23 protein-coding genes are annotated in these 25,214 nt (G+C 69.1%); 7 read left to right on the top strand and 16 right to left on the bottom strand.

The features are described 5' to 3' along the window. Positions 1-83 precede the first annotated feature (83 nt). The 9 genes from qhpG to BM144_RS01605 form a co-directional block, all read right to left on the bottom strand. Positions 84-1,568, bottom strand: a complete 1,485-nt coding sequence (qhpG, locus tag BM144_RS01645) for a flavin-dependent monooxygenase QhpG (protein ID WP_092949150.1) — start codon at positions 1,566-1,568, stop codon at positions 84-86. Then, positions 1,561-2,934, bottom strand: a complete 1,374-nt coding sequence (locus BM144_RS01640; RefSeq protein ID WP_092949148.1) for a radical SAM/SPASM domain-containing protein — start codon at positions 2,932-2,934, stop codon at positions 1,561-1,563. Before BM144_RS01640 ends, qhpG begins: the two co-directional genes overlap by 8 nt. Next, a complete protein-coding gene (locus tag BM144_RS01635) occupies positions 2,924-3,823 on the bottom strand; it encodes a LodA/GoxA family CTQ-dependent oxidase (RefSeq protein WP_092949146.1) in 900 nt (299 codons plus the stop codon). Before BM144_RS01635 ends, BM144_RS01640 begins: the two co-directional genes overlap by 11 nt. Beyond that, on the bottom strand, positions 3,820-5,235 hold the full coding sequence (locus BM144_RS01630) for a hypothetical protein (RefSeq protein ID WP_092949144.1): 1,416 nt from the start codon (positions 5,233-5,235) through the stop codon (positions 3,820-3,822). Before BM144_RS01630 ends, BM144_RS01635 begins: the two co-directional genes overlap by 4 nt. A 9-nt stretch (positions 5,236-5,244) precedes the next feature. Then, positions 5,245-6,807 carry a ferritin-like domain-containing protein gene (locus tag BM144_RS01625; protein ID WP_092949142.1) on the bottom strand — a complete coding sequence of 521 codons (1,563 nt, stop codon included), beginning with the start codon at positions 6,805-6,807 and terminating at the stop codon, positions 5,245-5,247. 48 nt (positions 6,808-6,855) lie between these two features. Next, on the bottom strand, positions 6,856-8,868 hold the full coding sequence (locus tag BM144_RS01620) for a flavin monoamine oxidase family protein (RefSeq protein ID WP_092949140.1): 2,013 nt from the start codon (positions 8,866-8,868) through the stop codon (positions 6,856-6,858). A gap of 43 nt (positions 8,869-8,911) precedes the next feature. After that, complete coding sequence (locus tag BM144_RS01615) at positions 8,912-10,618, bottom strand: alpha-keto acid decarboxylase family protein (protein ID WP_092949138.1); 1,707 nt, start codon at positions 10,616-10,618, stop codon at positions 8,912-8,914. A gap of 146 nt (positions 10,619-10,764) precedes the next feature. Further along, positions 10,765-11,262: a molybdenum cofactor biosynthesis protein MoaE gene (locus tag BM144_RS01610; protein ID WP_175525910.1), complete on the bottom strand. Its 498-nt coding sequence runs from the start codon at positions 11,260-11,262 to the stop codon at positions 10,765-10,767. 35 nt (positions 11,263-11,297) lie between these two features. Further along, on the bottom strand, positions 11,298-11,534 hold the full coding sequence (locus BM144_RS01605) for a hypothetical protein (protein WP_092949136.1): 237 nt from the start codon (positions 11,532-11,534) through the stop codon (positions 11,298-11,300). Between the two features lie 222 nt (positions 11,535-11,756). On the opposite strand from BM144_RS01605, the gene BM144_RS01600 reads away from it, so the two are divergent. From BM144_RS01600 to dapA, 3 genes are all read left to right on the top strand, one after another. Beyond that, positions 11,757-12,011, top strand: coding sequence for a hypothetical protein (locus tag BM144_RS01600; protein ID WP_092949134.1), 255 nt, complete (start codon positions 11,757-11,759; stop codon positions 12,009-12,011). Positions 12,012-12,082: 71 nt separating this feature from the next. After that, complete coding sequence (locus BM144_RS01595) at positions 12,083-12,427, top strand: hypothetical protein (protein ID WP_092949132.1); 345 nt, start codon at positions 12,083-12,085, stop codon at positions 12,425-12,427. 222 nt (positions 12,428-12,649) lie between these two features. Next, positions 12,650-13,609 (top strand): 4-hydroxy-tetrahydrodipicolinate synthase, encoded by a 960-nt coding sequence (dapA, locus tag BM144_RS01590; protein WP_092949130.1) that lies wholly within the window; start codon positions 12,650-12,652, stop codon positions 13,607-13,609. Positions 13,610-13,652: 43 nt separating this feature from the next. Here dapA and BM144_RS01585 read toward each other — a convergent pair whose 3' ends face one another. The 6 genes from BM144_RS01585 to BM144_RS01560 all read right to left on the bottom strand — a co-directional run bounded on the left by BM144_RS01585 (position 13,653) and on the right by BM144_RS01560 (position 19,990). Further along, positions 13,653-13,955, bottom strand: a complete 303-nt coding sequence (locus BM144_RS01585; protein WP_092949128.1) for a MoaD/ThiS family protein — start codon at positions 13,953-13,955, stop codon at positions 13,653-13,655. Next, on the bottom strand, positions 13,952-15,193 hold the full coding sequence (locus BM144_RS01580; protein ID WP_092949126.1) for a molybdopterin molybdotransferase MoeA: 1,242 nt from the start codon (positions 15,191-15,193) through the stop codon (positions 13,952-13,954). Before BM144_RS01580 ends, BM144_RS01585 begins: the two co-directional genes overlap by 4 nt. Then, the gene (gene mobB / locus BM144_RS01575; RefSeq protein WP_092949124.1) at positions 15,190-15,777 is read right to left on the bottom strand and encodes a molybdopterin-guanine dinucleotide biosynthesis protein B; all 588 of its coding nucleotides are present in this window, start codon (positions 15,775-15,777) and stop codon (positions 15,190-15,192) included. Before mobB ends, BM144_RS01580 begins: the two co-directional genes overlap by 4 nt. Before the next feature lie 111 nt (positions 15,778-15,888). Then, entirely contained in the window at positions 15,889-17,334 is a 1,446-nt protein-coding gene (gene thrC / locus BM144_RS01570; RefSeq protein ID WP_092949122.1) for a threonine synthase, read from the bottom strand. Then, positions 17,334-18,668, bottom strand: a complete 1,335-nt coding sequence (locus tag BM144_RS01565; RefSeq protein ID WP_092949120.1) for a homoserine dehydrogenase — start codon at positions 18,666-18,668, stop codon at positions 17,334-17,336. Before BM144_RS01565 ends, thrC begins: the two co-directional genes overlap by 1 nt. A 92-nt stretch (positions 18,669-18,760) precedes the next feature. After that, positions 18,761-19,990: a pyridoxal phosphate-dependent aminotransferase gene (locus tag BM144_RS01560; RefSeq protein WP_092949118.1), complete on the bottom strand. Its 1,230-nt coding sequence runs from the start codon at positions 19,988-19,990 to the stop codon at positions 18,761-18,763. A gap of 194 nt (positions 19,991-20,184) precedes the next feature. On the opposite strand from BM144_RS01560, the gene BM144_RS01555 reads away from it, so the two are divergent. The 4 genes from BM144_RS01555 to BM144_RS01540 all read left to right on the top strand — a co-directional run bounded on the left by BM144_RS01555 (position 20,185) and on the right by BM144_RS01540 (position 23,609). Continuing rightward, positions 20,185-20,562, top strand: a complete 378-nt coding sequence (locus tag BM144_RS01555) for an Mth938-like domain-containing protein (protein ID WP_092949116.1) — start codon at positions 20,185-20,187, stop codon at positions 20,560-20,562. A gap of 148 nt (positions 20,563-20,710) precedes the next feature. Further along, a complete protein-coding gene (locus tag BM144_RS01550) occupies positions 20,711-21,196 on the top strand; it encodes a peroxiredoxin (protein WP_092949114.1) in 486 nt (161 codons plus the stop codon). A 173-nt stretch (positions 21,197-21,369) separates the two neighbouring features. Further along, positions 21,370-23,208: a PhoH family protein gene (locus tag BM144_RS01545; protein WP_092949112.1), complete on the top strand. Its 1,839-nt coding sequence runs from the start codon at positions 21,370-21,372 to the stop codon at positions 23,206-23,208. Between the two features lie 20 nt (positions 23,209-23,228). Continuing rightward, complete coding sequence (locus BM144_RS01540) at positions 23,229-23,609, top strand: hypothetical protein (protein ID WP_092949110.1); 381 nt, start codon at positions 23,229-23,231, stop codon at positions 23,607-23,609. Between the two features lie 97 nt (positions 23,610-23,706). Here BM144_RS01540 and dnaB read toward each other — a convergent pair whose 3' ends face one another. Continuing rightward, entirely contained in the window at positions 23,707-25,128 is a 1,422-nt protein-coding gene (dnaB, locus tag BM144_RS01535) for a replicative DNA helicase (protein ID WP_092949108.1), read from the bottom strand. Between the last annotated feature and the right edge of the window lie 86 nt (positions 25,129-25,214).

Raw genomic sequence — 25,214 nt, 5'->3', positions numbered from 1 at the left:
AGGGAATTGCACGGGTTGCACAGGAACCGGGATAGGGGCGTCGCTGGTGGCCGGGAGACGGAGGTCCTTGCCCTGGGACGCACTCAGGCGGCGGGGACCAGGACGCCGCTGCGCCGCAGCCAGGCCAGCACCGCGCCGGCCGCGTCCGGGCGCATCGCCAGCGCCAGCGCGGCATGCAGCTCGGCCACGGTCTGGTCGCGGCGCAGCAAGGGCCAGAGCGGGGCCAGAGGCTGATCGGCCACGAAGGCCACGGCCCGTGGCAAGCGGGGGTGGCTGAGGGCCGGGGCGTTACGGACGAGGTCGTCCACGACGCAAAGCTGCGGTGCCAGCCGGCAGGCCTCGTCCAGCCGCACGCGGGCGGCGGCCGGCCAGCGGTCCGGGCCCGCAGGCAGCGGTTCGGGGGACGCGGCCTCGGCCAGGGCGGCGAAGAAGTCGTCCGCGGGCCCAGCGGATGCCGGGGCCACCGACGGCGCCATCGACGGCGCCCGTGGCCGGGGTGGCGTCGATCTGGCGCGCCAGAAGTCGTCGCCGCCGGCGCTCCAGGCCCGTGCGTAGTGGCCCGCGCACCAGCCGACATGGCGGGCGCAGGTCTGGTTCAGTTGCTGGGAAAAGTACTGCCGGGCGAGGCTTCGCCCGGCGTCGTCGGCCGCGCTCGACCAGGTGTGCCACGACACCACGGCCTGCAGGGAAAACCGCATGGCTTTCTCGACACCGGATCCCGAGAGGGGGTCGAGCGCGAACGCCGCGTCGCCGATCTTGACCCGCCCCTCCCTCCAGGCGGCCGTGTCCAGGTAGGGCGCGGCGGAACAGATGCGCAAGGGCTGCGCGGGTGCCAGCCCGGCCAGGGCCTGCAGGCCGTGGGTCGAGGACAGGGCATGGCGCCACAGGGCCTGCGGCTGGCCGCCGACGGCGTGGGGATCGGCAAACACCATGGCGCGCAACCGGCCGCTCGGCAACGGGGCGGCCCACAGCCAGGCATTCGGCAGGGCTTCCACGCGGGTGGCGGCCAGGCCGGCGGGATCGACCTGTGCGGCATCGAACTCGGCCCACAACGCGGCCAGGGGGGGCGCGCAGGCCCACCGGGTGGCCGACGCGCCGTGGCGCCCGCTGGCCTCGAACAGCCACCGGGCGGCCACGCGGCTCACGGTGCCCGTGGCGGGTTCCACGATCTGCACGCGCCACGCTCCGGCCCCGCCTTCGATGGCCGGCACGTGCGCGGGCTGCCACACCCTCGCACCGCGCGCTGCGGCCAGTGCCAGCAACCGTGCGTCGAAGTCCGCCCGCTCCACCAGCGCCGTGCCGGCCTGCGGCATCGGCAGCAGGGTGTCCTGCTCCCAGCGCAGCCAACCGGGCCGGCCCTCGATGTGGGGCAGCCCGGCCAGGGCTTCATCGGCCTGCAGCAGGCCCAGGATGTTGCGGATGCCCGGGGTGAGCGCTTCCCCGATCTGGGCGCGCGGAAAGGCCGCGCGCTCCACCACCCCCACCCGGTACCCCAGCTGGAGCAGCCGCAAGGCGGCGCAGTTGCCCGCCGGGCCCGCACCGATGACCAGGCAGTCCAGCTCAGTCATGCGGCCCCGCATACCACTGGGGCGCGGCTTGCGACAGGCGCCGGTGGGCGCCCAGGGTGTAGTGCAGCCAGCCGCGGATGTAGTCGCACGCCCCGCGTCCGCGCGCGATCACCTCGTGGTGGCAGCCGCCGCCGCACAGGTAGCGGGCCCAGCAGTCGCCGCAGGGCGACTGTCGGTGCACGTGGCGCTCGGACAGCCACCGGACCTGGCGCTCGCGGGCCACGCCGTTCGCAAGGTCGCCCATGGCGCCTGCCTCGTCGCCCACGAACCGGTGGCAGGCACTCAACTGCCCCTCGGCCGACACGCCGAAGTAGCCGGCCCCTGCGCCGCAGGGATACGGTCGGTGGCTGCCGCGCTGCAACTCCTTGAGCGCGTTCACCATGTTCATGAAGGGGTAGCGGCGGCCTTCGATGACGGCCTGCTCGAACGCCATGCCGCAGGCGACCATGGCTTCCAGCATTTCGGCCAAGTCCTCCTCGCCCATCTCGGCGCGGCCGTTGGCCGCCCGCAGCAGCGGCGAGAAGCCGACGCTGTGGAAACCCATCGCGATGAACCGGTCCAGGATGCGCGGCAGGTCGAGGTTGAAGGGCGTCACCGTGACGCGGCAGGACACCTGCATGCGGCGTTGCTGCAGCAGCAGCGGTTGCAGGCGCAGGGCGATCTGCTCGAACGACCCCTTGCCGCCCTTGAACGCGCGCAGCCGGTCGTGCTGCTCGGGCGCACCGTCCAGGCTGACGGTGACCGCGAAGCCGTGGGCCTCGAAGAAATCGGCATCCGCCTCGGTGAGCAGGGTGCCGTTGGTGGTCACCGAGAAGCGGCAGTCCACGCCGCGCTCCGCCGCGCGTTCGGCGGCGTAGCGCGTGGTGCTCTGCAATACCGCGCGGTTGGCCAGGGGCTCGCCGCCCATGAAGGCCAGATTCACCTTGCCGCCCGGCGCCGCCTGGCCGAGCAGCCAGTCCACCGACTGCCGGGCCACGTGCTCCTCCATGTTCCGGGCCTTGCCGCCGAACTCGCCCTGCCCGGCATAGCAATAGGTGCAGCCCAGATTGCATTTCTGCGCCACGGCGAGCGACAGCGCGTGCGCCGGCGGTGCGGCCAGCGGCACGTCGTCGATGTAGGGCTCGGCCTGCAAGCCGTGGGCACTCAGCAACCGCGCCAGGCCGTCCGGATCGGAGGACTCGAACGCGGCTCGGAAGTCGTCGGCCAGGGGCGGCGGCACCTGGTAGAGGCGGCTTCCGTTGACCACCAGCAACTGGGCGCCCCACCCGCCTTCGATCCAGTGGGCATCGCGCAGCCGGGGCCGGGACGACAGGGCCGCCGTGCGCGCAGCGTCCGCCGCCCGCACGGCGTGGGGCTCACGATTCATCGGCGTCCTTGCCCTGGATGATGAAGCGCAGGTGCTGCTGCCAGGCGATGAACAGGTCGTCGTAGGACCACAGGCGCGAATCGGTGCGGTTGTCGGGGATGTAGGTGCCCGTGCGCTTTTTGGTGAACCACATGTCGCCATGGCTCAGCCCGTCGGTGCCGGCTTCGACGTTGACGTAGTCCGGCCGGCTGGCCGCCCAGTAGTAGCAGGCGCACTCGCGGTAGTCGTTCTGCCACGGAGCGCACAGGCCCTGGGTGAGTTCGCCCGGCTGCAGCACGCCGGGTGCGATTTCGGCCGTGCCCGGCTTGAAGAACTGGCGCAGGCGCAGGGAGCGGGTGATGGTCTTGATCGGCTCCCCGCTGTAGAGGTCCTGGGTGTCCGCAAACACTTCGGTGTTGTCCAGGGGCGGGGTACTGGTCGAGTAGGCCGAGAACACGCACTCGATGAGCTGCCCCTGGCAGGCCATGATGCGTGCGAAGGAGTTGGACCACTCCATGAACGACACGCCGTTCGGGTTAGCCGCGGTCTTCAGCGGCTGCGACGGGGACTGCTGGGCGGTCGAGTCCGAACTGGGATAGATCGGCCCGCGGGTCGGCACGCCGGTCGGCAGGACTTCGCCGGTCACGGGGTCCTTGACGGTGAGCAGGCGCCGCCCCGCCAGGTCGGCGCAGTCGTCGGACTCGATGCCCACCACGAGGTTGTTGTTCTCCACCAGGACGATGCCTTCGAAGGCACGCCGCCAGAGGTTCCGGAAGTCGAACTCCAGCCCGGGGAAGCAGTTGGAAATCGCGCTGCGCGGCAGCACCGAAGCCGGGTTGCCGGCCCCGCGGTAGTGCAGTTGCGCGGTCAGGTTGTCGGCAGCGATGGTGACTGTGGGTGGTGTGCTCATGATTTCCCCTGGCTGGCCCCGTCCGGCCCGTTCAAGACGCGCTGCGCGGCCTTGGTGACCATGTCGATGTGGCGCCGTGTCAGGGTCAGGCTGCGTCCGTCGGCGCCCCGCATCAGGGCGGGCATCTTGCGCAGCGTGGCCGAACTCAGGTCGCCGATTTCCTCGGGCTGGCGCATGGCCTGCGCGAACCACGGCAGGCCGCGTGCCGCCAGGCCGGCGAACACCCGCTCGTGCAGGGCGCGCAGGGCGAGGTTGTCGACCAGCGAGGACGCCGCGATGGGTTCGTAGAACCGCTCGAAGTCGCTGCTGTTCTGGCGCACCATGGTGGAGGCCACGTTCAGGCGGCCATTGACCGGATTGCCGTTCATCACGGCGGTGTTCATCAGGCGCACGGTTTCGAGGGCGCGGAAGACCAGCTCGGCAGCGTCGTCGAGCGAGATCGAATCCTCGTCCGCCGTGGCGCCGAACAGGATCTGCTCGACCTCGTCCGACACCACGCGCACCGGCAGGGTGTCGGGCGCGTAGGCGGGCGGCCCGGCGCCGATCACCGCCTGGGCGCTCAGCACCTGGTCGCCGCAGCGCAGTTTCACGGTGACGGTGCCGTCGCACTCGTCGTCGAGATAGCCCCAGCTCACGTGGTAGCTGTTGCCCTGCGCGTCGGTGGGCGTGTCCCAGCCCGCGTAGATGCTGCCGGGGTTGGTTTCCCCGGCGACTCCGGTGTCGAAGTAACCCCGCCAGTCGCCGCGCGCCGCGTCGTACAGGACCTGTTCGGCCGTCGTGATGACCGGGTCGGTCTCGAACTGGTCGGGCCCGGTCTGGCGCGTCAGGGCCGAGCCGTAGACATGCCCGCCCGCGGGCGTGAAGCGCAGGCGGATCTGCGGGAATGCAGCCGTGGGCCGGATGAACTGGATCTGCCCCAGCGGCAGCACCCTGCCGGGCAGAAAATAGTCGCAGCGGCCTTCCAGGGCGTGCGCTGCGTGGTCGTCCAGATCGTTGACAGCGGCTTCGATCTTGTCGTGGGCATTGCCGGTGCGGCGGAACACCTTGATGTTGCCCACGGCCACGTCCCAGCGGAGGTCCGCGACCGAGAGCCCTTCGGCGGCGAGCAGATCGAGCGTGAGGGGCACCAGTTCGTCCGGCGCACCGGCCAGCCGGGCGAACACTTCGAGAAACGGGGCCACGGGGCGCACGAGGCGGTCCGCATCGCGGAAGCGGATCTTCTCGGGCGTGTACACCTCGGCGATTTCTCCGCTGCCCGGATCGACCCTGAACGACGGACAGGGGACGATGCGGCGATAGTCGAGCGGCCGGTCGGGGTCGCGCACGAGGTCGAAGGCTTCCAGCGGTTCGGCCGCTGCGCCCAGTCGGCCGATGGCCACGGGCGGGAGGATTCGCAGTTCCAGAATGGGCATGGAAGTCTCCTAGATCAGCGCGGGATCGACCGATCCGGCCAGGATCGTCCTGGCGAGCTGGCCCAGCTTCTCGTCGGCCTCGCGCAGCGCGTACAGGTAGGTCCTGCGCGACTCGGCGCAGATCGCCAGCAGGTGGTCCATCAGGACGCGGGAGGCCTCCAGCCGGTCCAGGTGGCCGCGCCAGCGATCCCGCTCGGAGATCGGGATGTTCAGGGTGTAGGGCGTCTGGAAAGGCGGGCCGGCGAAGCCGTCCCCGGGGTTGTCCGACACCGGCGAACCCATCAGCACCTCGGCCAGGGCACGCAGGTTGTACATCTCGCCGAAGGCCGCATTGATGACGGTGCCGCGCGGGGTCATGCGGCCCGCCGAACGCAGCCCGCCGTGCAGGGCGAAGCTGTGGCTCAGGAAGTCGAGCAACATGCGGTAGCGCACGTTCTGCAGATGCGCCCAGAGCCTGGACTCCGGATGGGTGATCGGCGTGGTGGGAGTGCCGCCTTGCTCCGGAAGCGCGGCGGTATCCAGCGCCACGTAGGGGTTGACCGCGACCGCCCGCGCCGGGGCCCAGCCGGCGCGGTGGGTGCAGCGCTTCAGGCGCTCTTCCCGGTACGCCTGGCGCCAGATCGCGGCACCCATGTCGGCAGGCCGGGCCGCGTCCCATTGCTCGGGCGTGATGGTGCGGCCTTCGAGCGCGGCGACCATCTCCACATAGATCGACAGGAAGCGCACGAAGTGCGAGGGTTGATCGCCCGAGGTCGCCTCGCCCTGGGTCGCGACCTGTTGGAGCGCCGAGACCGCGTCGTCCCGCGAGGCCAGCGGCACCACCAGCACGTCGGGGGTTTGGGGGATGCCGCTGCGCGTGAGGTTGCCGCGCTGGCCGCCGTGGTAGCCACGCCCCCACTCCGCCCAATCGGCCTGGAAGGGCCAGGTGTCGGGATCGAAGGTTTCGTCGGGAATGGTCTGCGGGTTCTGGATCAGCGGGATCAGCACGCCGAACAGTTCGGCCACCTTGTGCGGGTTGTCGGCCTGCGCATCCACCCGGGCCCGGATCTCATCGCCCAGCGCGCCGCCGCTCCAGTGCTCGGGCGACTCGGTGAACACGTACTTGGCGAGCGAGTCGAGCGTGAGGGGCTCGAGCATGAAGGGGAAGGGATAGAACGGTGTATCCCAGGGGTAGTCGTCCCGCTCCAGATGCAGCGGCGCGCCGATGAGACGCAGCACGTTCTGCACCGACATCAGATGGCCCATTTCCTCCTTGGCGATGCCGAGGATGACCTCCTGCCATTCGCGCACCAGTTCGCGGTATTCGGGGGGCACCTGCGGCCCGCCCATGGAATAGGCGCCATACAGGTACTGCACCATCAGGCAGTGCTCGATTTCGGCATCGACGCTGAGCAGGTAGGCCGCGTAGTCCCGGGGGGAGAACTCGGGCGGGATCGAAATCACCTTGGAGGCGACGGCGTTGCCAGCGACCTCGTCGGTGGCGACATCGGTGGTGGCAAAGGCGGCGGCAGCGGGGACGACGGCGGCGGGCAGGCCCGCATCGCGCAGCCTTCCCTCGCCCAGGTAACGCAAGAGACTTGTTGACGGCGCATGGCTTCTCCTGGCGGTGGGGAGTGGCTCTCAGGCGGGACAGATGAAGGGGTACTCGCGGTCGTCGATCAGCGGCCGGATGCCGAAGAAGTCGTTCAGCACGCTCTCTGCCACGCAATAGGCGCCTTCGACCCAGGCCTGATCGTTGGAATAGGCCTCGCCCACGATGAAGATGTCGGCGTCCTGCCCGGCGATCAGCTGCGAGGGCTTGCGGATCTTGCGTTGCACGTCGGCGATGTCGTAGTGCGGCGCCCATTCGTGGTAGCCGGCATGGAAGGGCGGCAGCGACCAGTCCATGTACGTGGCTTCGAGGGGCTCCGGTACGCTGGAGTAATCGGCACTGGGGCCGAAGTGCACCGTTGCCAGGAGCTTGCGCAGCATCTTGACCATGGCGGGCGGCACTTGGCGCGGGCCCTCCAGCGGCTGCGTGTCCCGGGATGCCGGAACCTTGCGGTCGGTGTTCGGCTGCAGTTCCAGCTGCCGCCAGAAGCCCGCGTTGTCCTCGTCGTCGTAGCTGGCCAGGATGCCGTAGACGGGCTTGCCTTTGCCGTTGGTGGCGTTATTGCCGAAGTACACCACCATGCGGATGGGCGAATCGGTGACGCTGGGCCCGATGGTGTTGTTGGCGGCGACGGCCTGCAGGTCCTGCATCTGCCGGATCGTCAAGGCGGTGCCGGTCTTCGCCTCGATGGCGGCCACCAGATCGCCGATGGCCGCATAGGGCGTGAACGCCAGGGTCTCCAGCACCTTGAGGGCCGGGGCCGGGAACTTGCGCTTCGCCAGCTCCGCGATCTCGGCCTGCGTGACGCAGTAGCCCTCGATCCTGGCGGGATAGGCAGGCGGGTTGGAGGAAAGGTCCGAGTACCAGTCGGAGTCGAAGAACATGCCCACCTTGTAGGAGGGCTGCATGATGGTGGCCTCCCGGTACAGGGTGACCTGCTCGTGGTTCAGCACGTCCAGCCCGGGCTGCTCCTGGTAGCGGGTCGCCTGGGCCACCTCGTCGATGGGCCCGCGCCCCATGGCCAGCCATGCCGCATCGGCTTGGCCCCGCGCGCTGGGCTTGTCCGGGTTGGCACGCGTGGCCAGCGTGAAGGCGGCCTTTCCATCCTTCCAGAGGATGGAGTGCAGGCGCGTGTCGGGCCGGTAGTTGAAAACCACCCCCTTGGCCTTGGCGAGCTTCACGATCCGGTCGAACAGAGCATTGAACATGCCCGAGAAGCCCGTCGTGAGCGTCCGGTACTGCGTCCCCGGGGTGAATTCGTTGTTGATGTTCATCGACACGCCGGCGTGGGTGTTGATGACGTTCGAGCTGTAGCCGTTGCCGTCGGACGCGTAGTCGAAGCCCTCGGAGCCCAGTTGGTCGTACAGCAGGTTCCAGTAGCCGATGTCGCGCAGGCGGTCGCCCTGCTGGAAGACGGAGCCATCGGACTGCCGGCGCTCGATGACGCCCGTGGTGTAGAAGTGGCACCAGTCCTTGCGCGACCAGTGGCTGCCCAGCGTCTGGGGCACCAGGTTCTGCAGCACCGCGAACCCGTTGTCCGGGCTCACGCCGGCCGCGTAGTTGGCCGCGGCGTACGGCGCCGGGTTGTTGCTGGTGATGTCGTTCAGGTAGAAGTTGCGGGTGCGCAGGCTGTAGAGCTGGTTGACCGTCACGTTGAAGGGCACGCTGAACGGGTCCAGCCCCAGTTCGTGGATCACGGTGGTGACCAGCCGGTGGCCGGGCGTGGTGCCGCCGTTGGGATCGGGAAACGCCTTCGTGGGCGTGGATTCCCAGTGGGAGTAGCGCATGCCGCCCAGTTCCACGAAGGAGTTCTCGGGGTTGTTTTGATAGTGCCAGGTGCAGATGCGCGCCCCCGCGGCGCGCGTGCCGGGGTGCGCCGCGTTGAAGTCGTATCGGCCCCAGTCGTACAGTTCGAGCACGTCGCCGCGCTTGAGCTGGCGGCTGGCCGACTTGGCGTTCTTCTGCTGGCCTTCGAGCAGGCGCCAGGCGGTGTACAGGCCGGCGGCACCGGCGCCGAAGATGGAGTAGGTCTTCTTGGTCATCGTGCGGATCTCGTGGGGGGGTGAAGGAGGTGCCCGGCCGGCGTCACTCGCTGCCCAGGCGCTTCATTTGTCCGGCCAGGTCGGTCGCGGGGATGACGACCTCCACCAGCACCGGGCGGTCCTTGACCTTCCAGATCTGCGGCAGCGCCGCCTTCAGGTCGGACACGGTCTCCAGGCGGAATCCTTCGGCGCCGTAGGCCTGGGCCAATGCCAGGTAGTTCCAGTGGGGCAGGATGTCGAAGGTGTCGAATTGGCCCGTCTGGAAGGCATCCATGTCCACGTACACCTGCTCGATGGCATAGACCTGGTTGCTCATCACGAAGATGACGCCGTTGAGCTTGTACTTGGCGAGGGTGCTGATGGCCTGACAGACCATCATCACGCCGCCGTCGCCCGCCACCGCCCATGCGCGTTTGCGGCTGCCCAGTTGGGCGCCGCTGGCGGCGCCGGTCTCGAAGCCCACGCACTGCCAGGCGGCCGAGGCCATGAAGCTGCCCTGGCGCATGCCGTAGGCGTTCGTGGCCACGTACATGGAGCTGCTGACGCCGAGCGGCATGACGATCTCGTCCAGGTGGCCGGCTTCGGCCAGGAAGTGCATCGAATGCTGGAAGAAGCGGTTGAAGGTGATGACCTCGGGCTGCGCGTCGAACTTGGGGTCCGAGTTGCTCTTCCACGGCTCGGGATAGGCCGGCTGCGGCGGTGCGACGGCCTTGGCGGGATAGGCCTTGCTGCCCTTGAACTTCGCGAGCAGCGCCTGCATGAACTCCTTCATCACCACGTCCGGGTACTTGAAGTAGCCTGCGCGCGCGCCCTGCGCCGTGGCCAGGACCATGTTGGCGTATTGCTTCTGGATGAAGATCAGGTAGTCGTCGGTGATGAAGGTGCCCAGGCACAGCACGCAGTCGGCATCCAGGACCGCCTCGATCACGCTGGGGATGGCCGCTTCGTCCGAATAGGTGCCCAGGAACTTGGGACCGCCTTCGTCCAGCACCGTCTTGCCCAGGGAAGTGGTGGTGTAGAGGAAGCCGCTGGCGTCGATGATCTGCTGCAGCAGGCCGCAGAGGCCGAAGCGCAGCACTTCCTCACCCGCCAGGATGACGGGCTTGCGGGCCGCGGCGATCATGGCCCACGCCTGCTCGACTGCGTTCTGCAGCGCGTCGGGCGGGCCCTTGAGTTCACGCGCCTTCAGCGGCGTCCGGGGCGGGCGCGGGCAGGGCTGGCCCCACACCTCCTTGTAGCAGGCGATGTAGACCGGCCGGCTGTGGGTCAGCGCCTCGACGATCAGGTGGTCGATGGCCTCGGCCGCGCCGACATTCGTGCTCAAGGTGCGGGCGGCCACCGTCACGTTCTCGAACACGTTCTGGTCGGCGTGCAGATCCCCCGTGGAGTGGTGGTACGTGACGCCGTACATGTCGGTGATGTTGCGGGCGTCTGCGCCGGGCGAGGCGCTGATGACGATCACCGGGCTGCGCTCCACGTAAGCCCCGGCGATGGCGTTCAGCGCGCTGAAGGTGCTGACGCCGTACTGGAGCGATACGGCCCCCAGCCCGCGTGTGCGGCCATAGGCGTCGGCGGCATAGGCCGCGTCCAGCTCGTTGGCGGCGCCGATGGTGGCGATGCCGGGGAAACGCTCGAGCGCCTGCGTGAAATGCTTGACGTAGTCGCCGGGGATCTGGAAGACCTCGGTCACGTCCAACTGTTTCAGCCGCGCGAGCAAATAGTCCGCTACCGTAAAAACGACAGCCTGCATGCTGCTCCCTCCCTGACCCTCTGAGTACACGTTTTGTGGCTTTTCGCCTTGTGACTCAACGGTACCGGGGAACCTCCGATTCCGCTCCGCGGGATTTCCCCTAGCTGGAGCCGAAACCTCTCATCGCAGCGATCCTGGACGCGCTCTCAAGCATTGCGGGAGTCGATGCCCCAGCGCGCCAGCGCCGTGTCGTCGCTCACGCGGGCATCCACCCAGCGCGCGCCCTGCGGCGTGGCTTCCTTCTTCCAGAACGGCGCCTGGGTCTTGAGCCAGTCCATGAGGAACTCGCAGGCCTGGAAACTCTGGCCGCGGTGCGCCGAGGTGACGGCCACCAGCACGATCTGGTCCTGCGGTGCCAGCAGGCCCACGCGGTGCACCACGCGCGCCGCGAAGATGTCGAAGCGCCGCAGCGCCTCGGCCACCATCGCCTCGATCGACTTCTCGGTCATGCCGGGGTAGTGCTCCAGCTCCATCGACGCGACGGCATCGCCATCGCTGCGGTCGCGCACGGTGCCCACGAAACAGCACACGGCGCCCACGCGCGCGTCCTGCGCGCGCAGGGCGGCCAGCTCGGTGGACACGTCGAAATCCTGCGCCTGGATGGAGACACGGGCGATGGAAGAAGAAGCGAGCGGATCGGCCATGGTGTCGTGCAAGGCAAGGGGGGATCGGGCGCCGGTCAGGGCGCGCGGTGCAGGCGGGGCGCGGCGAGCAGCGCGCGCTCTTCCTCGATGAAGGCATCGAGCTGGCGGCGGGCGGGCGTCGTGGCCGGCACGGCCGCCAGCAGCGCCTGCAGCCGGGCCACATCGCCGGCCGTGGGCGCCACCTTGATCTGGGCCATGGCGGCCTGTGCCTGCCCGCCCTGGATGAGGGCGAACACCTTTGCGGCCCATGCGTTCTTGTCCTGGCGTGCCATGCGGAAGGTCCTCGTGCGCCGTGCTGCGGCGCGGTGTGCGGTAGTGGGGGGATGGGCCTGGATTGTCCACGGGAACGGAGGGGGCCCGCGCCTCGGCGCGGCACCGCGCCGCCGGCTCCGGTGGCGCCCTTGGTCCGTGGACCGGTTTGCTACAGTGGCCGGCCGCGCCCCGCTGCCCCGTGCGCCCTTCTCTCCCGCTCTTCCTTTTCTCTCTCCCACGCCATGGCCACGCAGACCATCACCACCGATCTTTACGTGCTGTTTCCCTCGCCGCGCAACCAGCACCGGACCGTCTTCCCGCACCAGGTGTTCGTGGCCCATCCGTACGCGCTGATCCATTTGCCCGATTACCAACTGAAGGGCCCGGCCACGCTGTTCGCCGCGTGCCGCAGCGCGGACAACAAGATGGGCCAGCTGGTCACCTGCGAGCTGGCCGCCGACGCCGAGCGCTTCGAGCGGCTCTTCACCCCCGATTGACGGCGCACTGCCGCTGCGCCCACCGCCCTGCCGCCCACCTACGGGCCTCCGCACGCCAACGCCTCCCCACGATGAACGACGACAACCAGATCCACGTGCCGCCCTCCTTCATCGCGGTCCACAGCGATGCGCGCTCCCGCCTCACGCGGCCCGCCGCCGATGTGCGCGAGCGCTACGAACTGTGCGAAGACCTCGCCAACCACCTCGTCGAGCAGGCGCAGACGCTCTACCACGTGCAGGCGCCCTCGGAGTCCGACATCCTGCTGCGCATCCATGCCGGCCTGTGCGCACCGGGCTCGGGCGTGGAGCCGCCCGAGGCGCGCTGGACCGTGCTGCGCCTGGCCGAGCTGCTGAACTGGCGCAGCCCCGAGCTGCCCGCCGCGCCCGGGCCGCACGACGCGCCCGCCGCGGGCTGAGCCACCCTGCCCCGCCCCGTCCCCCGGCCGGGCGTGGCGCTGCAACGGCGCGCAACGCCATGCAACGGTGCCGATATTGATGCCTTGTTTACGCCAGCGTCGATACACTGGCCCGCAGGTTTTCAACCCCTGGCCGTTGGGGTGCACAGGCGGCGTCGCTCCGATAGCAGCCCTCCTGCGTTGCGCATGCCCCGGCCAGCATCCACGCAAGGCCGCTTTCCCATGCCCCTCCTCGACCCCGCATCGCCTCCCCTGACCACCCCGCCGCAGGCACGCGCCCACGGCGATTTCTCGGGGCTGTGGGTGCCGCTCGTCACGCCCTTCACCGCCGCGGGCGAGGCCGTGGACCATGCGGCACTGGCTGCGCTGGTGCGGCGGCTGGGCGGCCAGGGCATCGCCGGCTTCGTGGCCTGCGGCTCCACGGGCGAGGCCGCGGCGCTGGACGAAGGCGAGCAGGATGCCGTGCTGGAAACCATCCTCGGATCGGCCGGCGGGCTGCCGGTGGTGATGGGGCTCTCGGGCCACCACCTGGGCCATGCCGTGCACCGCGCCCGGCAGCTCGGCGCCCTGCCCCTGGCCGGCCTGCTCGTGCCGGCACCGCATTACATCCGGCCATCGCAGCCGGGGTTGCTGCAGTGGTTCCACGCCATCGCCGACGCGAGCGCCGTGCCGCTCGTGCTCTACGACATTCCCTACCGCACCGGCGCCACGCTGGAGCTGGGCACCCTGCGCACGCTGGCCGCGCACGCGAACATCCGCGCCCTCAAGGACTGCGGCGGCAGCGCGGCCAAGACGCAGGCGCTGATCGCCGACGCCGCGCTGCAGGTGCTGGCGGGCGAGGACGCCCAGATCTTCACGACCGCCGCGCTCGGCGGCGCGGGGGCCATCGCGGCCAGCGCGCACTGGCAACCGGCGCGCATCGTGCAGTGCCTGGCCGCGCTCGAAGCGGGCGACCTGGGCCGGGCCCGTGCGCTGTGGCGCGCGCTCCAGCCGCTGATGGAAGCGTTCTTCGCGGAGCCCAATCCCGCACCGGTCAAGGCGCTGCTGGCCGCCGAAGGCTGGATGGAGGGCGCGCTGCGCGCGCCGATGGCGCCGGCCTCGGCCGCGCTCACCCTGCGCCTGCAGGAAGCCGCCCGGGCCCAGGCACGGCAGCTGGACGAACTGGACCGGCCCGCCGCCTGACGCGCTCGCGGGGCGCTGGCGGGCCCATCGCCCGATGGCCCGCTCAGCCGCCCGTCACCGGCGGGAAGAACGCGACCTCGGAGCCCTCCGCCAGCGCGGCCTCTTCGCCGCACAGCACCTGGTCCAGCGCCGTGCGCACGGCCCGCCCGCGCGCCAGGCTCTCGGCCCAGGGGCCGCCGCGCGCGATCAATGCATCGCGCAGCGCACCCAGCGTGGCGGCCTGCGTGGCCAGCGTTTCGCTGCTTTGCCCCACCGCCTCGCGGATCGAGGCGAAGTAGCGCACCGTGACGGTGATGGCGGCCGCATGCGAAGGCGCGGGCGGGGAAGACGGCACGGTGGAGTTCATGCGAGCAGGTCGGCAAAAGGAATGAAGCGCACCGTGTCCCCGTGCGCGATCGTGTGGCCCGGCGGGTTGTCCACCACGCCATCGCCCCAGACGGTGGACGTGAGCACGCCCGAGCCCTGGTGCGGAAAAAGCACCAGCCCGCCCGCGGCATCCCGGCGCACGCGCAGGAATTCGCGCCGCCGGTCGGCCCGCGGCCAGTCGAAATGCGCAGGCGCGGCGACCACCGGCGGCGCCACGTCCTGCACGCCCTGCAGCCGCAGCAGAAAGGGCCGCACCAGCAGCGCGAAGGTGATGAAGCTCGACACCGGATTGCCCGGCAGTCCCATGAAATGGGTGTGCTCGCCGATGCGGCCGCAGGCGAAGGGCTTGCCGGGCTTGAGCGCCACCTGCCAGAGGTCGATCCGGCCGAGCGCAGCCACGGCGGGTTTGACGTGGTCCTCTTCGCCCACCGACACGCCGCCGCTGGTCAGCACGAGGTCATGCACCGCGGCCGCTTCGCGCAGGGCCTGCTCGGTGGCGTCGCGCCGGTCGGGCACGATGCCGAAATCGGTGGCCTCGCAACCCAGCCGCAGCAGCATGGCGCGCAGGAAAAAACGGTTGCTGTTGTAGATGGCGCCGGGCGGCATGCGTTCGGGCGGCACGTCGCCGGGCATCACCAGCTCGTCGCCCGTGGAGAACAGCGCCACGCGCGGACGCCGCGCCACGCGCAGCCGCGCCAGCCCGATGCTGGCCGCCAGCCCCAGCGCCGCCGGACCGAGCCGCGTGCCCGCGGCCAGCACGGTCTGGCCGTGCTCGATGTCCTCGCCCGCCGCGCGCACCCACTGGCCGGGCTGCGGCACGGCCGGGATGCGCACGCGCGCCCCGCCGTCCAGCGGCTCGCAGTCCTCCTGCATGCAGACGGCATCGGCCCCGGGCGGCACCGGCGCGCCCGTGAAGATGCGCGCGGCCGTGCCGGGTGCGAGCGGTTCGGACGCCGCGCCCGCCGCGATGCGCTGCGACACCGGCAGCCCGGCGGCCCCGGCCGCGGCCACGTCGGCGCGCCGCACGGCATAGCCGTCCATGGCGCTGTTGTCGTGCGGCGGCACCCGCAGCGGCGACACGGCGTCCTGCGCGAGCACGCGGCCGTCGGCACCGAAGGTGTCCACCTCGTCGGTGCCCTCCAGCGGCCGGGCCTGCGCGAGCAATTCCGCCAGCGCGTCGTCCAGCGGCTTGAGCGGGGGGCGGGGCGCGGCCGTCATGCGCGGGCCTCCGAACGGGCATCCGCGCGGCCCTCCGTGCGGCCGTCCCGGCGGTATTCCCAGCGGTCGCCGGTGGCGCGCAGCCAGTCGGCCAGCGCGCGCGGATCGCGCACGTCGAACACCGGCAGCGGGCCTGGCGGCACGGGCAGCCCGGCGGCCGGCGCATCGGCCGCCACCGCCACGATCCAGGGATCGGTGCCGTAGCGCACGGGGTGGGCCGGGTAGTCGGCCGATGGCGCGCGCCAGACCTCGACCTTGGGCAGGTCGCTTTCCTTGAAGCCTTCCACCAGCACCCAGTCCGCGGCCGCATCGAGCCGCGCGATCAGGTCGTGCACCACGGGCTCGGCCGGCTCGGCGTATTCGCGCATGAGCGCCATGCGCTGGCCGGACGAGGCGATGACCTCGAACGCCCCCGCCGTGCGGTGGCGCCAGGTGTCCTTGCCGGGCTGGTCGATGTCGAACTTGTGGTGTGCGTGCTTCACCACCGACACGCGCAGCCCGTGCGCGCGCAGCAGCGGAATGAGCTGCTCCACGAGCGTGGTCTTGCCGCTGTTGGAGAACCCCGCGAAACCGACGACCTTCATGGCACAGCCTTTCTGGCGTTTGCTACATTTTTAATAGCAAACTATTCAATAAATCCGGCGGCATGGATGCGTTTTCACTCTTGAACCGGCGCCTGGGCGGCCCCGCCGCGCTCAGGCAGGCGTGCCGCGCCCGTCGCAGTGCCGCGTGATGTAGGCCTTCACCAGGTCCACGTCGGCGGGCATCACCTGCACGCGCTTGGGCAGATCCTCGATGCCCTCGAACTTCGCGGGGCGCTCGGGCGCATGGCCCAGCGCTTCCTCGATGGTGGCTGCGAACTTGATCGGCAGCGCCGTCTCCAGCACCAGCATGGGCACGCCCGGTTCGGTGTGCTCGCGCGCCACCTTCACGCCGTCGGCCGTGTGGGTGTCGATGGTGATGCCGAAGCGCTGGTAGGTGTCGCGGATCGTGGCGATGCGGTCGGCGTGCGTGCTGCGCCCGCTCACGAAGCCGTAGCGCGCGGCGGCCTCGGCGAAGCGCGCATCGGCGCTCAGGTCGAAGCGGCCCTCGCGCACGATCGCCTCGCCGAAGAATGCGCGCGTCGCATCGGCGTCGCGGCCCAGCAGGTCGAACACGAAGCGCTCGAAATTGCTGGCCTTGCTGATGTCCATCGACGGGCTGGAGGTCTCGTGCGTGTCGGCGCTGCCGCGCACGCGGTAGATGCCGGTGCGGAAGAACTCGTCGAGCACGTCGTTCTCGTTGGTGGCCACCACCAGCTTGTCGATGGGCAGGCCCATCATGCGCGCCACGTGGCCCGCGCAGACGTTGCCGAAGTTGCCCGAAGGCACCGTGAAGCTCACCTTCTGGTCGTTCGACTCCGTGGCTTGCACGTAGCCGGCGAAGTAGTAGACCACCTGCGCCAGGAGCCGCGCCCAGTTGATGGAATTCACCGTGCCGATCTTGAAGCGGCGCTTGAACTCCAGGTCGTTGCTCACGGCCTTGACGATGTCCTGGCAGTCGTCGAACACGCCTTCGACGGCGATGTTGAAGATGTTGTCGTCCTGCAGGCTGAACATCTGGGCCTGCTGGAACGGGCTCATGCGGCCGTTCGGGCTGGTCATGAACACGCGGATGCCGTGCTTGCCCTTCATCGCGTACTCGGCCGCGCTGCCGGTGTCGCCGCTCGTGGCGCCCAGGATGTTCAGCTCCTCGCCGCGCCGGCCCAGTTCGTACTCGAACAGGTTGCCCAGCAACTGCATCGCCATGTCCTTGAAGGCGAGCGTCGGGCCGTTGGAGAGCGCCTCCAGCCAGAGGCTGTTCTCCAGGTGGCGCAGCGGCACGATCTCGCCCGTGCCGAAGACCTCGGCCGTGTACGTCTTCTCGCACAGGCGCTTGAGGTCGGCGGCCGGGATGTCGTCGATGTAGAGCGAGAGGATCTGGAACGCCAGCTCCGCATAGCCCTGCTCGTGGTAGGCCGCGCGCAGCCGCGTGAGCGCGGCGTCATCGATCTGCGGGTAGTGCTCGGGCAGGTAGAGGCCGCCGTCGGGCGCGAGGCCCTCCAGCAGGATCTCGCAGAAGCGCTTGCGGTCCGCGTGGCCGCGGGTGGAGAGGTAGTGCATCAGTTCAGCTCCTCCTTGCGGATGCGCACGATCGGCCCCAGCACCGTCGCCAGGGCCTCCATCTGCGCGATCGCTTCGTTCATGGTGCCCTCGCGCGTGTCGTGCGTGAGGATGATGAGGTCGGTGTGCGTGGCGCCCTCGCCGCCCACTTCGTCGGCCTCGCGCTGCAGCACGGCATCGATGCTGATGCCCGCGCCGGCCAGCAGGCCGGTCACCTTGGCGAGCACGCCGGCTTCGTCGGCCACGCGCAGGCGCAGGTAGTAGCTGGTGACGACCTCGGCCATCGGCAGCACGGGCAGCGCATCGCGCGCCTCGTCGAGCGTGTGGGCCTGGAAGGCCAGGTGGGGCACGCGGTGCTCGGGGTCGGCGGCCGCCAGGCGCGCGATGTCCACCAGGTCGGCGATCACGGCGCTGGCCGTGGGCTCGCTGCCCGCGCCCTTGCCGTAGTAGAGCGTGGTGCCCACGGCATCGGCCTGCACCACGACGGCGTTCATCGCGCCTTCCACATTGGCGATCAGGCGCTTGGCGGGCACGAGGCTCGGGTGCACGCGCAGCTCCACGCCGCCCTCGCGGCGCTTCGCGATGCCCAGCAGCTTGATGCGGTAGCCCAGTTGTTCGGCATAGCGGATGTCGGCGGCCGAGAGCTTGGTGATGCCTTCCACATACGCCTTGTCGAACTGCACCGGGATGCCGAAGGCGATGGCGCTCATGATCGTGGCCTTGTGCGCGGCGTCCACGCCCTCGATGTCGAAGGTCGGGTCGGCCTCGGCGTAGCCCAGGCGCTGCGCCTCCTTGAGCACCACGTCGAAGTCGAGGCCCTTGCCGCGCATCTCGGAGAGGATGAAGTTGGTGGTGCCGTTGATGATGCCGGCGATCCACTGGATGCGGTTGGCCGTGAGGCCCTCGCGCAGCGCCTTGATGATCGGGATGCCGCCCGCCACGGCGGCCTCGAAGGCCACCATCACGCCCTTGGCCGAAGCGGCCGCGAAGATCTCGGTGCCGTGTACGGCCAGCAGCGCCTTGTTGGCCGTGACCACGTGCTTGCCCGCCGCGATGGCTTCGAGCACCAGCGCCTTGGCCACGCCGTAGCCGCCGATGAGTTCCACCACGATGTCGATGTCGGGGTTGGCGATCACGGCGCGCGCGTCGGCCACCACCTGGGCGGCATCGCCCACCACGGCCCGGGCGCGCTCGACGTCGAGGTCGGCCACGCTCGCGATCTCGATGCCGCGGCCGGCGCGGCGGCGGATCTCTTCCTGGTTGCGCTTCAGCACGTTGAACACGCCGCTGCCCACGGTGCCAATGCCCAGCAGGCCCACTTGGATCGGTTTCATGATCGGTATCTCAGTCAGATGTGCCGCAGCGCAGGAAAGGGTGGCGCTGCCGGCGATGGTTGGAACAGGAAGTGCGCCCGCAGTGCCGCGCCTCAGGCCGCCGCGTGTTTCTGGCGGTACTGCGCGAGGAAGCCGGCCAGCCGGCCGATCGCCTCGCGCAGGTCGTCCTCGTGCGGCAGGAAAACGATGCGGAAATGCTGCTGGTCGGGGTAGTTGAAGCCCGAGCCCTGCACGAGCATCACGCGCGTGGCGCGCAGCACCTCCATGAAGAACTGGCGGTCGTCGGCGATGGGATACATCGCGGGGTCGAGGCGGGGGAACATGTAGAGCGCCGCCTTCGGTTTCACGCAGCTCACGCCCGGGATCGCCGAGATGAGTTCGTAGGCCAGGTCGCGCTGGCGCCGCAGGCGCCCGCCTTCGCGGACCAGGTCGTTGATGCTCTGGTAGCCGCCCAGCGCGGTCTGGATCGCCCACTGGCCGGGCACGTTCGAGCCCAGCTTGATGTTGGCGAGCATGTTGATGCCCTCGATGTAGTCGCGGGCCACCGACTTGTTGCCCGAGACCACCATCCAGCCCGCGCGGTAGCCGCAGGACCGGTAGGCCTTGGAGAGCGAATTGAACGTGAGCGTGAGCACGTCGGTCGACAGGCTGGCCATGGCCGTGTGGCGCTCGCCGTCGTAGAGCACCTTGTCGTACACCTCGTCGGCCAGCAGCACCAGGCCGTGCTCGCGCGCGATCTCCACGAGCGCCTTGAGCAATTCGTCGGAGTAGAGCGCGCCGGTGGGGTTGTTCGGGTTGATGACCACCAGGCCCTTGGTGCGCGGCGTGATCTTGGCGCGGATGTCGTCGAGGTTCGGCATCCAGCCGTTGGCCTCGTCGCACAGGTAGTGCACGGGCCGGCCGCCCGACAGGCTCGCCGCCGCCGTCCAGAGCGGGTAATCGGGCGCGGGCACCAGCAGCTCGTCGCCGTCGTCGAGCAGTGCGTTGGTGGCCATCGTGATGAGGTCGCTCGCCCCATTGCCCAGGTAGATGTCGTCGAGCGTCACGCCCTTGACGCCCTGCTGCTGGCTGTAGTGCATCACGGCCTTGCGCGCCGCGAAGATCCCCTTGCTGTCCGAATAGCCCGCCGAATTCGGCAGGTTGCGGATCATGTCCTGCTGGATCTCCTCGGGGGCATCGAAGCCGAACGGCGCCAGGTTGCCGATGTTCAGCTTGATGATTTTCTGGCCCTCGTCCTCCATCTGCTTGGCCGCATCCACGATCGGGCCTCGCACATCGTAGAGAACGTTATTCAGCTTGGCGGATTTGTGGATCGTCTTCATCAGGCGGTGACCCGGGCGAACGGGCGCGGCAGGGGCTCGGAAGAGGGAACGGGGACTGGGCAGGGATACCCCGCCAGCAGGCATTGCCTCTCTGGCGAAACCTATAATTTGACCACAGTTCCACCCACCGCCCGCGCCCCTGTTCAGCGCCCGCGCGGCGGCAGCCACCGCAGGCCCCACACGCTCCCGACCCCATGAAATTCCAGCCCGACCGATCCGACTCGCAGACCATCAGCGCCTATGGCCCGGACTGGATCGCGGTCAACGGCGAAAAGCTCACCGCCAGCGTGGTGATCGGCGCGCGCGGCGTGCGCCAGGAATGGAACTGCGCACGTTTCGAAGACCTCACGGCCGAACACTTCGCCGTGCTGGCGGACCTGGACGCCGAGGTCATCATCTTCGGCAGCGGCCAGCGCAACCGCTTTCCGCCGCCTGCCTGGCTGCGCCCGCTCATGGTGAAGCGCGTGGGGCTGGAGACCATGGACACCCAGGCCGCCTGCCGCACCTACAACATCCTGGCCGGCGAAGGCCGCAACGTGGTTGCGGCCCTTCTGCTCGAACCCGGGGCGTGAAACGGCCGTGTATCTTGGTTACAGACTGCGATTCGCGAAAGAGTCCGTTTCAAGGTAAAATTACGGGTTGCGGTCGGGGGCCCTTTCAAGAGCAATAACACACAACTCCTCCGGCTTTTCAACGACTACATTCAAAGATTGAAGTGCCATGGCGATCGTTGTCAACAAACCCCTTCCCGAATTTGAAGCCAACGCGACCGGTGGCATCAAGGTCTCCAACACATCGCACCTCGGCCAGATCCTGATCCTGTATTTCTACCCCAAAGACAATACACCCGGCTGCACCACCGAAGCGATGCAGTTCCGCGACAAGTACCAGGATTTCGTCAAGGCCGGCGCTGCGGTCTTCGGCGTCTCGCGCGACAACATGAAGTCGCACGACGACTTCAAGGAAAAGCTGGAGCTGCCCTTCGAGCTCATCGCCGATACCGAAGAAAAGATGTGCCACATGTTCGGCGTGGTCAAGAACAAGATCATGTACGGCAAGAAGGTCAAGGGCATCGAGCGCAGCACCTTCCTCGTGGGCCCCGATGGCGTGCTCGTCCAGGAATGGCGTGGCCTGAAGGTGCCGGGCCACGTGGATGAAGTCCTCAAGGCGGTGAAGTCCATCAAGGCCCTCAAGAAGGCGGCCTGAACGCCTACAGGCGCGCATTGCGCGCTGCGCCGGGAGTGCCACGGCGACCGTGCATAATGGTTTCAATGCTGCTGCACGACGCAACGCCCCGCTCCCTCCCTCACAAAGCCGCCTCGGTATCCAGGCGGCTTTTTGCTTTTTGACCCTCTTCCGTTTTCCTGAGGCCCCGCACCATGCCCCTGCCCCCCGCACCGACGAAGCGCGCAGCCCTGCTCTCCCCAGCCGCCTTCCGCGCCACCGCCCCCTCCCGCACGGAAGAAACGCAGGCCGCCGATGACCTGAGCGATTTATCCGCCATCGCGCCGGAGGCCGCGGCAGCCCCCCGCACCGCCGCGAAAAAGGCCGCTCGCACCGCAGAAGGCGCCCAGCGCCAACGCGCCCGCAGCGCGGCCCCCGCCGCAGCGGCTGCCCCGACCGCCCAGCCGGCCTCTGCATTGCCGCCGGCGCCCTCGCCGGCGCCGCAACCCGCAGCCGCGCGGCGCACGGCCGCCAAGCGTCCTGCGGCAGTCCCCGCCCCCGCCGCGGCCAACGCAGGCCTGCGCGCGGAGGCACCCGCCGCGCGCCCGGCGGCAGCGCCCGTGCAGGAGCCCGCACCGCGACCACGCAAGTCCCGGAGCACCGGTCCCACCAAGATGTTCGTGCTCGACACGAACGTGCTGCTGCACGACCCCACCAGCCTCTTCCGCTTCGAAGAACACGACATCTTCCTGCCGATGATCGTGCTGGAGGAGCTCGACGGCCACAAGAAGGGCATGACCGAGGTCGCACGCAATGGGCGCCAGGCCAGCCGCACGCTCGACCAGCTCGCCGCCACGCAGGGCGCCGACATCGCACGCGGCCTGAAGCTGGACGCCACGGGCCAGCGCGCCGCGGGCGGTTGCCTCTATTTCCAGACCGAGGCGCTGGACTACCAGTTGCCCACCAGCCTGCCGCCCGGCAAGGCGGACAACCAGATCCTGGGCGTGGTGGAGGCCTTGCGCAACAAGTACGCGCCGCGCGAGGTGGTGCTGGTGTCCAAGGACATCAACATGCGCGTGAAGGCGCGTGCGCTGGGCCTCGCCGCCGAGGACTACCAGAACGACAAGGCGCTGGAAGACGGCGACCTGCTGTATTCGGGCGTGCTGGCCCTGCCGGCCGATTTCTGGACCAAGAGCGGCAAGAACGTGGAGAGCTGGCAGAGCGGCGCGCACACGTACTACCGCATCGGCGGGCCGATCGTGCCGCAGCTCATGATCAACCAGTTCGTGTATTTCGAGGCGCCCGGCGAGCCCAGCCTGTTCGCGCGCGTGACCGAGATCCGCGACAAGACGGCCGTGCTGCAGACGCTCAAGGACTACGGCTCGGCCAAGAACACCGTCTGGGGCGTGAACACGCGCAACCGCGAGCAGAACTTCGCGATGAACCTGCTCATGGATCCGGAAGTGGACTTCGTCACGCTCACGGGCACGGCCGGCACCGGCAAGACCCTCATGGCGCTGGCTGCGGGGCTCACGCAGGTGCTCGACGAGCGGCGCTACACCGAGATCATCATGACCCGCGCCACCGTGAGCGTGGGCGAGGACATCGGTTTCCTGCCCGGCACCGAGGAAGAGAAGATGGGCCCCTGGATGGGCGCGCTCGACGACAACCTCGAATTCCTCGCCAAGGGCGATGGCGGCAACGCCGGCGAATGGGGCCGCGCGGCCACCAACGAGCTGATCCGCAGCCGCATCAAGATCAAGAGCATGAACTTCATGCGCGGCCGCACCTTCCTGAACAAGTACGTGATCATCGACGAGGCGCAGAACCTCACGCCCAAGCAGATGAAGACGCTGATCACCCGGGCGGGCCCGGGCACGAAGATCGTCTGCATGGGCAACCTGGCCCAGATCGACACGCCCTACCTCACCGAAGGCTCCTCGGGCCTCACCTATGCGGTGGACCGCTTCAAGGGCTGGCCGCACAGCGGGCACATCACGCTGGCACGCGGCGAGCGCTCGCGCCTCGCGGACTTCGCCAGCGAAGTGCTCTGAGCACCGGGAGCCGAGCCGCCATGCCCGTCGGATGGATGACCGCCCTGAAACTCGTGCCTTGGGGCGACGTGATCGAAGCCACACCCCAGATCGTGCAGGCGGCCCGCCGCTTGCTGGGAGCCTCCCGCCGGTCGGCCGAAGCCGCGGCCCAGGCGCCCGAGGCAGGCCCTGCCGCGCCGTCGCCCGAGGAAACCATGGCGATGCTGCTGGAACGCGTGCAGCGCCTCGAAGCCGAACAGCAGGCATCGGCCCAGTTGATCCAGTCCCTGGCGGAGCAGAACGCCCAGCTGGTGCGCACCGTGGATGGCCTGCGCGTGCTCGGCCAGCGGCTGGCCTGGGGCGTCGGCGCGCTGGGGGTGGGTTTGGCGGGGCTGGCCGCCTGGGCGGTCGCGGGCGCCTGAAAAGCGCCCCGCCGGGGTCGGCGGCAACGCCGCCAAATTGCTATTGAAAATATAGCAAACTATTCAATGGATACGGCGGCATGGAGCATGAAAGGCTTCAGAAATCGTCGCCCGAGCCCATGGCCAGGTTCTCGAACCGCGTCTGGTTCTTCTGGAAGAAGAGCTTGACCGTGCCGGTCGGGCCGTTCCGCTGTTTGCCGATGATGACCTCGGCCACGTTCGGCTCCTTGCTGTCCTTGTTGTAGTAGTCGTCGCGGTAGATGAACATGATGATGTCCGCATCCTGTTCGATGGCGCCCGATTCGCGCAGGTCGGACATCATCGGGCGCTTGTCGGTGCGCTGCTCGACCGAGCGGTTCAGCTGCGACAGCGCGATCACCGGGCATTGCAGTTCCTTGGCCAGCATCTTGAGACCCCGGGAAATCTCGCCCAGCTCGGTGGCCCGGTTGTCCGACCCCGAGGAGCCGGATCCACTCATGAGCTGCAGGTAGTCGACCACGATCAGGCCGAGCTTGCCGCACTGGCGTGCCAGCCGGCGCGCATTGGCACGCAGCTCGCTGGGGGTGAGGCCGGGGGTCTCGTCGATGTGCAGCGACACGGTGCGCAGCCGTTCGATCGCCTCGGTGAGGCGCGGCCATTCTTCGTCGGTGAGCTTGCCCGTGCGCAGGTTGCCCTGGTTCACGCGGCCGATAGAACCCACGATACGCACGGCAAGCTGGGCGGCACCCATTTCCATCGAGAAGATCGCGACCGGCAACCCTTCGTTGAGCGCGACGTGTTCGGCGATGTTCACCGCGAACGAGGTCTTGCCCATGGACGGACGGGCCGCGAGCACCACCATGTCGCCGGCCTGCAGCCCCGAGGTCATGCGGTCGAGGTCGGCGAATCCCGTGGGCACGCCGGTCACGTCCATGGGGTTGTCGGCCATCTCCTGGACGCGGTCGAGCAGGTCCACCACGAGCGTGTCGAGCGACTGGAAGCCCTGTTTCATGCGCGAGCCCTCTTCACCGATGGCGAAGATCTTCTGCTCGGCCTCGTCCAGGATGCGCTCGACGGGCTTGCCCTTCGGATTGAACGCGTTGGTGGCGATCTCGTCGCTGGCCGTGACCAGCTTGCGCAGGATGGCGCGCTCGCGCACGAGTTCCGCATACCGGCGGATGTTGCTGGCGCTCGGCACGTACTGCGCCAGGCTGTTGAGGTAGGCCAGGCCACCCACCTCCTCGGCCTTGCCCAGGCTCTGGAGGTGCTCGTAGACCGTGATCACGTCCGCGGGCTTGCTGACGTTGACCATCGCGCCGATGGCCGCGTAGATCAGCTGGTGCTCATGCCGGTAGAAGTCACCGTCCACCAGCAGATCGCCCACGCGGTCCCAGGCCATGTTGTCGAGCAGCAGGCCGCCCAGCACGCTGGACTCGGCCTCCAGCGAATGCGGGGGCACGCGCAGCTTGGCGACTTCCTGATCGGGCAGCGAGGCAGGAGCGAAATCGGACTCGAGGATGGGAGGGAAGTCGGTACTCATGGCAATCGGTCCTTCGAAGCCCCGTGCCAGACGCCCGGGGCCCATCGATCAGGGGACAAGTCTGTGGACAACCCGTTCACAGCCAG

Origin of the sequence: Paracidovorax konjaci (assembly GCF_900112675.1) — a bacterium.
GTDB lineage: Bacteria > Pseudomonadota > Gammaproteobacteria > Burkholderiales > Burkholderiaceae_C > Paracidovorax > Paracidovorax konjaci.
The sequence above is the reverse complement of the archived record's forward strand: the minus strand, read 5'-3'. Positions and strand labels throughout refer to the sequence as shown.